The organism is Amycolatopsis palatopharyngis (genome assembly GCF_003385185.1).
GTDB lineage: Bacteria > Actinomycetota > Actinomycetes > Mycobacteriales > Pseudonocardiaceae > Amycolatopsis > Amycolatopsis palatopharyngis.
Map to the genome: position 1 here is coordinate 70,031 of NZ_PQHZ01000032.1, position 7,096 is coordinate 77,126.

The following is a 7,096-nucleotide window of genomic DNA, read 5'->3' on the forward strand; positions in this document are numbered from 1 at the left end:
GAACCGATGGTGACAAATGGACACCCGCTGACGCGTCCGCCACGCCGTAGCGAACCGGGTTCTATTCCGGGTGAGTCAGCTCGCGCCAGCCGTGCGAGCGCGCTTCTTCCTGGCCTTGCCGCCCCGTCCCGCGCGGCCACCGTTGCCACGTTCGGCGGGCTCGTTGCCCCCGGCCTTGGCCGCTTCGGCCGAAGCCAGCAGTTCCTCGGCATGGGCCCTGCCGGTCTCGGTCCCGTCCATTCCGGCCAGCATCCTGGCGAGTTCGAGCACGCGCTCGGACTGGGCCAGGACGGTGACGCCACTGCGGGTGATGCCCTCCGCCGTGCCCTTGTCCACGACCAGGTGCCGGTCGGCGAACGCCGCGACCTGCGGCAGGTGAGTGACCACGAGGACCTGGTGACTGCGCGCCAGGCGAGCGAGCCGCCTGCCGATCTCCACCGCGGCCCGGCCGCCGACACCCGCGTCGACCTCGTCGAACACCAGGGTCTGCACAGTGTCGGCATGGGCGAGGACGACCTCGATCGCGAGCATCACCCTGGAGAGCTCGCCACCGGACGCGGCCTTGTGCACCGGCAGTGCCGGTGCCCCGGCGTGCGCACGGAGCAGCAGTTCCACCTCGTCCACCCCGTCCGGTCCCGCGTGCACGGGCTGCCCACCGACGGTGAGTGCGTACGGGTCGCCGTCGTCCGCGGGCCGGGATCGGACCGTCACCTCGATCTCGGCCTGCCCCATCGCGAGCCCGGCCAACTCGGCGGTGATCGCCCCGGCCAGCTCCCCCGCGGCCCGCACCCGTGCCTCGGACACCCGCTTGGCGTGTCCGGCGAGGGTCGAGGCGAGCGCGTCCCTGCGGGCCGCGAGTTCGGCGAGGGCTTCGTCGGAAGTGTCCATGGTGGACAGTCTCTGGCGAGCGTCCTCGGCCCAGTCGAGGACACCGTCCACATCGGCGGCGTACTTGCGAGTGAGCTTCTTCAGCTCCGCCTGCCGGGCCAGCACCTGTTCCAGCCGTTCCGGGTCGGCGTCGAGCCCCTCGAGGTAGTTTCCGAGCTCCACGCCCACCTCGGAGATCAGTACCGCGGCCTCGGCGAGGCGGGGTTCGAGATCCCGCAGCAACTGGTCCTCGGCCACCCCGAGCCTGCGCCTGGCGTCGCCGATCAGCCCGAGTGCCCCCGGGTTCTCCGAGTCGCCGTCCGTGCCGCCCGAAACGGCGAGGTGCGCGGCGCCCGCCGCGGCCCGTAGCTCGTCCACGGCGGCCAGTCGTTTGATCTGTTCGGTGAGTTCGGCGTCCTCGCCCGCGACCGGCTCCACCGCCTCGATCTCGGTGAGACCGTGGCGCAGCAGGTCCGCCTGCTGCGCCAGCTCCCTGGACCTGCTGGTGCGCTCGGTGAGTTCGGCGGCCACCGCCTGCCACTCGGCGCGGACCTCCCGGTACTCGGCCAGCGGAACGGCGACCGAATCCCCGGCGAACCGGTCGATGACGGCTCGCTGCTCGGTGGAGCGCAACAGCCGGAGCTGGTCGTTCTGGCCGTGCACGGCCAGTAGCTGTTCGGCGAGTTCGGAGAGGACCCCGACAGGTACCGACCGCCCGCCGAGGTGCGCCCTGGAGCGACCGTCGGAGCCGACGGAGCGCAGCGCTATCACCCCACCATCCTCGTCCAGGTCGGCGCCCGCTCCGGTGATGATCTCGGTGGCCTGCTCGGCGGTGACCCCCTCGAATCGGCCCTCGACGACGGCCTTCGGTGACCCCACCCGGACCTTTGACGCCTCGGAACGCCCGCCGGAGAGCAGGTGCAGCCCGCTCACCACCATGGTTTTGCCCGCCCCGGTCTCCCCGGTGACCACGGTGAATCCCGGGTGCAGTTCGAGCAGGGCGTCCTCGATGACTCCAAGGCCCTGAATGCGCATCTCGGCCAGCACGGCCCCAACCGTAGTGCCTGTCACCGACAGCGCGCCCCCGCACCGGAGGAATCCGTTCCACCGGCCTCCCCCGGCCGGGCCTACTGCATGCGCGCGTGGCGCTCCCGCCAGCTCTTCACCGGCAACGCGAACTTATGCACCAGGCGGTCGGTGAACGGCCCGTCGCGCAGTCGCGCCAGCCGCACCGGTACCTGCCCGCTCACCACGCGCACTACCGAGCCGCGGGGGAGTTCGATATGGCGGAGACCGTCGCAGGTCAGGACCGCGGGCAACCCATCCGGGTCCACCTCCACGGTGATCACCGAGTCCCGCGACACCACCAGCGGCCGGGAGAACATGGCGTGCGCGTTGCTCGGCACCACCAGCAGTGCCTCCACCTCGGGCCAGATCACCGGCCCGCCCGCGGAGAACGCGTACGCCGTGGACCCCGTCGGCGTGGCGCACAGCACGCCGTCACAGCCGAAAGAGGACACCGGACGGCCGTCGACCGCGATGAGCGCGTCCAGAATGCGCTCGCGTGAGCACTTCTCCACACTCGCTTCGTTGAGCGCCCAGGTGTGGGCGATCTCGCGGCCTTCGACGAACACGGTGACGTCGACCGTCATCCGTTCCTCGACGCGGTAGCGGCGCTCCACCACCCGTTGCACGGTCTCGGTGAGCGCGTCCGAGTCGGCCTCGGTGAGGAACCCGACCCGGCCGAGGTTGACCCCCAGCAGCGCGACACCGGCCGGGCGCGCCAACTCGGCTGCCCGCAGCAGCGTGCCGTCCCCGCCGAGGACGAGCACCAGTTCGGTGCCCGCGGCGGGGTCCTGCCCCGGAGTGACCACCGTGCAGGGCGCGCCGTCGCCGTCCGGACCGAGCAGGTCCCGGACGTCGTCGTCGACCACCCGCAGGCGGATGCCGGCCGCGGCGAGGCGCGCGGCGACCTCACGGGCCGCTGGCCGCGTCGCGTCGCGGTCCGGGTGCACGACGAGCAGGATCTCCCTCGCCGGGGCGACACCGTTGCCGCCACCTGCGCTGCTGTCGCCACTGTGCGACTGACTCACGAGGGACCCTCCCGGACCGCGGTACGAACGAGGCGTTCGATCTCATCGACGCCGGCTTTCCACTCAGGTGAGCGGGACAGCCAGGCGAAGTACTCCACGTTGCCGGAGGGACCCGGCAGTGGGCTGGCGACGACGCCTCTTGGATGCAGGCCGAGACCGGACGCGGACGTGAGCACATCGCACACGGCCGCCACCCGCAACTCCGGGTCGCGGACGACGCCACCGCTGCCGAGCCGATCCTTGCCGACCTCGAACTGCGGTTTCACCATCGGGACCAGATCGGCGCCCGTGCCCGCACAGTTCGCCAACGCGGGCAGCACCAGCCGCAGGGAGATGAACGAAAGGTCCGCGACGACGAGGTCGACCGGGCCGCCGATCTGCTCGACGGTCAGGGCGCGGACGTTGGTCCTGTCCAGCACCAGCACGCGGTCGTCGGTACGCAGGCGCCAGTCCAGCAGGCCCCTGCCCACGTCGGCCGCGACGACGGTGGCGGCACCCGCGCGCAGCAGCACGTCGGTGAAACCGCCGGTGGACGCTCCCGCGTCCAGGCAACGCCGCCCCGCCACAGTGAGCCCTTCCGGCTCGAACGCGGCGAGCGCACCGAGCAGCTTGTGCGCCCCGCGCGAGGCCCAGCCCGGATCGTCGTTGTCCCGGACCACGACGGCGGCGCCGGGATCGACACCGGTCGCGGCTTTGCTCGCGACCATGCCGCCTACCGTCACCTTGCCCGCGCCGATCAGTTCGCTGGCGTGATCCCTGGATCGGGCAAGGCCCCGGCGCACCAGTTCCGCGTCGAGGCGTGCCTTGCGCGGCACGAGATCACACCTTGTCGATACTGGACAGTGCCACGGTGAGTTCCGTGTGCACCGCGTCGAACCGCTCCACGTGCTCCGCGAGCGGAACGTCACGCAGGTCGTCCAGGGCCGCGACCGCGTCATCGATCCCGGCGCTGGGATCGATGTCCTGCGGCTCGTCCTGGCGGCCCTGCGCGGGCGGAGGCCCTGGAACCGGCCGCGGCGCCGGGGCCGGCGTGTCGCTGTCGCTGTGTTCGTGCACCCCTCAACGCTAACGGATCACGTCAGACCGAGGTCGTCCAGTGCACCGCGGGTGTCGTCGTCCGCGGCCACCAGCCTCGGCGTCCCGTGCCGCCAAGCCGCGTCACACAGTGTCCGTAACAGGTCGAGCCGGTCGTGTGCACCGGTGCGGTCAGCTGTGGCCGCGACGACGAGGGCGTCACCTTCGGCACGGACATGCCATCCGGGCCGTGGTCCGATCTCCAGTTCGTCCGCACCGCCGGTCAGGGCGGCGAGGTGGTCGGCGACGTACCGGGGACGCTGAGCGCGCGGCGCGGTGAGCAGAGTCCGGGCTGTGGCGACGCCGGTGAGCACGACCAGGGCGTCCAGCCCCGCGGCGGCCGCGCCGGCGATATCGGTGTCCAGCCGGTCGCCGACTACCAACGCCGAGGTCGCGCGCGCGGACGCGGCGGCGGCGTGGAACAGTGGCGCCTCCGGTTTACCCGCGACCGTGGGTTCCACATCGGTGGCGGTGCGCAGCGCGGCGACCATCGCGCCGTTGCCGGGCAGCTGCCCCCGCTCGGTGGGCAGGGTGGCGTCCACGTTGCAGGCCACCCAGAGTGCACCGTCCCGGATGGCGAGGCAGGCCTCGGCCAGCTCCGCCCAGGTCGTGTCCGGGGAATGCCCCTGCACGACGGCGACGACCTCATCGGTCACCTCACGAACCGGCGAGAGCCCGACTGACTCGACCTCGGCGGCCAAGGCACCGGTACCGACCACCAGGACCGCGGAGCCGGCGCGGAGCCGCTCGGCCAGCACCGAGGCGGCCGCCTGGGAACTGGTGCTGACCTCGGCCGGCTCGGCGTCGATGCCGAGCGAGTGGAGGTGCTCGGCGACCGACCGCGGAGCCTTCGACGCATTGTTGGTCACGAACCGCACGGGCACGTCCATCTGGCGTACCCCGGCCACCGCCTCCGCGGCGCCCGGAATCACCCGGGCTCCGTGGTAGACGGTGCCATCCAGATCGAGCAGTACCGCGTCGTGCCGGCTGAGCAGAGCCTCACCCATCGAGGGTGTCCCCGCGGCCTCCGGCTTCCTCGGGCGACTTGTCCGTGACATCCGAATCGGCGGTGTCGCCGCCAACAGCCGGGGTGTCTTTGCCCGCGTCGGCGTCGTCGAGGAGTTCGCCCAGTTCCGCCGCCCGTTCCGCCGCGTCGGTCTCGTCCTCGGCGTCGGCGTCGGCGGCCTTCATGAACCAGCGCAGCGCCTCCTCGGTACGGCCGGCAGCCGCGAGGTTGTCCGCGTAGGCGTAGCTCAGCCGTGCGCCCCACGGCTGACTGGCGGCGGCATCGAGGTCCGGCCCCTGCAGCGCCACCACGGCGGCGTCGAGCTGCCCGAGATCGCGGCGAGCACCAGCGGCCACGATCTGCAGCTCAACGGCCACAGCCTTCGGCAGCGTGGTGGGGTCGACCTCGCGGGCCAGGTCGAGTGCCCGTTCCGGACGGCCGATCGCACGTTCCGCGTCGGCGATGATCGGTACGTGCATGTCCGTGCGTGACATCCGGCGCACCGCCCTGAGTTCGGTGAGCGCCTCGGCCCAGTGACCGGCGTGGTAGGCGGCCAGGCCCGCCGCCTCACGGACGATCGGCACCCGCGACGCCTTCGCTTTCGCGTAACGAGCGTGCTCGAGCGCGGCCTCCGGATCCTCGTCGATCAGCCCGCCCGCGGCCACGAGATGCCTGCCGATACGCTCCGCGAGATCCTTGGGCAGGGTGCGCAGTTCCCTCCTGGCCTCCTCGTCGAGGTCGGAGTACTCGATACCCTCCGGGAGTTCGGGAGCGGCGAGCAGTTCGCGTGCCGCGGTGACGTCGTCGACCGGCCCGGCGGGCACGGCCGAACGTGCGGGACCGGCCGACGGAGCCGAACTCCGCGGCGGCCGCGAGTCCGGGCGCCTGCCCTGGTCCCGGCGATCGCCGCCACGTGAGTCGGCAGGACGGCGATCGGTGCCACCGCGCTCGTCCCTGCGGTCCGGCCGGTCGTCCCGGCGATCGGATCGGTACGCGGGACGACCAGAACGTTCGGGACGCCTGTCTGGGCGATCATCGCGACGCTGCTCGGGCCGGTACGCGGGCCGCTCGGAACGCCGGTCCGGCCGGTCATCACGACGCGGCTCGGACCGCTGGTCCCTGCGATCGGGGCGATCGTCCCGGCGCTGCTGGGGCCGCCGGTCAGGGCGATCATCCCGGCGCTGGTCGGGCCGGTACGCGGGCCGCTCGGAGCGGCGGTCCGGCCGATCGTCCCTGCGCTCCTGACGGTTCACCGGCCGGTCCTCACGACGCGGTGCCTGCCCGTGGCCCGCGCTGCGATCGCGGGAGAACGGCTTCGAATCGCGGCCTCGGTCTCCGCCCTGCCGGGGGGCCTGCCCGCGACTGTCCCTCGGTCCACCGCGCGAATCACCACGGCGATCCCCACTGTCGCGCTCAGGACGGCCATACCTGGAGTCCCTGCGGTCACTGGAGGACCGGTCGCCGGCCGTGCGGTCTCGCTGTCCACCGCGATCCCGTGGGCTGCCACCCCGGGTGTCACCGGTACGGGGCCCGCTACCACGGCGGTCGCCCCCACGGTCCTGGTTGCCGGGACGGCCGCCCGACCGCTCGGGCCGGTCGTCCCGTCGCGGACGGTCATCTCGCCGCGGCCGGTCGTCCTGCCGGGGGCGATCGTCCCTGCGCGGGCGATCGTCGCGGCGTGGACGGTCCGTCTTGCCGCCGCCACCGCGCTGATCGCGGCTACCGGCTCCGGACTCGTCGAACCGGCGCGGTCGGCCCTCGCCGCGCCCTGCCCTGTCATCGCGCCGTGGCCGGCCCGACTCACTGTCGTCCGCAGCGTCACGTCGACCGAACTCCGACACCTGGTCCTCCAACCGGCAAAACTTCCTGTACACGCACGTAGGGCCCGCTAGGGGAGCCAACTGGCAACCCTAACGGGCCCTACGGAAAGGGTGTTCGGCGACGTCCTACTCTCCCACAGCCCTTCGGCTGCAGTACCATCGGCGCTGCCAGGCTTAGCTTCCGGGTTCGGAATGGGACCGGGCGTTTCCCTGGCGCTATGATCACCGTAACTCTG

General features: G+C 72.3%; 7 protein-coding genes and 1 rRNA gene. All 8 read right to left on the reverse strand.

What is annotated here, in order from left to right:
* Positions 1-75: 75 nt before the first annotated feature.
* A complete protein-coding gene (gene recN, locus D0C15_RS22575; RefSeq protein WP_162830200.1) occupies positions 76-1,914 on the reverse strand; it encodes a DNA repair protein RecN in 1,839 nt (612 codons plus the stop codon).
* Between the two features lie 80 nt (positions 1,915-1,994).
* Positions 1,995-2,960 (reverse strand): NAD kinase, encoded by a 966-nt coding sequence (locus tag D0C15_RS22580; RefSeq protein WP_116048949.1) that lies wholly within the window; start codon positions 2,958-2,960, stop codon positions 1,995-1,997.
* Entirely contained in the window at positions 2,957-3,775 is an 819-nt protein-coding gene (locus D0C15_RS22585) for a TlyA family RNA methyltransferase (protein WP_116048951.1), read from the reverse strand. Before D0C15_RS22585 ends, D0C15_RS22580 begins: the two co-directional genes overlap by 4 nt.
* Positions 3,776-3,779: 4 nt before the next feature.
* Positions 3,780-4,016 (reverse strand): hypothetical protein, encoded by a 237-nt coding sequence (locus D0C15_RS34245; RefSeq protein WP_162830198.1) that lies wholly within the window; start codon positions 4,014-4,016, stop codon positions 3,780-3,782.
* A gap of 17 nt (positions 4,017-4,033) precedes the next feature.
* On the reverse strand, positions 4,034-5,041 hold the full coding sequence (locus D0C15_RS22595) for an HAD-IIA family hydrolase (protein ID WP_116048954.1): 1,008 nt from the start codon (positions 5,039-5,041) through the stop codon (positions 4,034-4,036).
* Entirely contained in the window at positions 5,034-6,293 is a 1,260-nt protein-coding gene (locus tag D0C15_RS22600; RefSeq protein WP_245976125.1) for a hypothetical protein, read from the reverse strand. The genes D0C15_RS22595 and D0C15_RS22600 overlap by 8 nt, the downstream gene beginning before the upstream one ends.
* Positions 6,290-6,844, reverse strand: a complete 555-nt coding sequence (locus D0C15_RS35145) for a hypothetical protein (protein ID WP_245976126.1) — start codon at positions 6,842-6,844, stop codon at positions 6,290-6,292. Before D0C15_RS35145 ends, D0C15_RS22600 begins: the two co-directional genes overlap by 4 nt.
* Positions 6,845-6,973: 129 nt before the next feature.
* A 5S ribosomal RNA gene (rrf, locus tag D0C15_RS22605) occupies positions 6,974-7,090 on the reverse strand.
* Between the last annotated feature and the right edge of the window lie 6 nt (positions 7,091-7,096).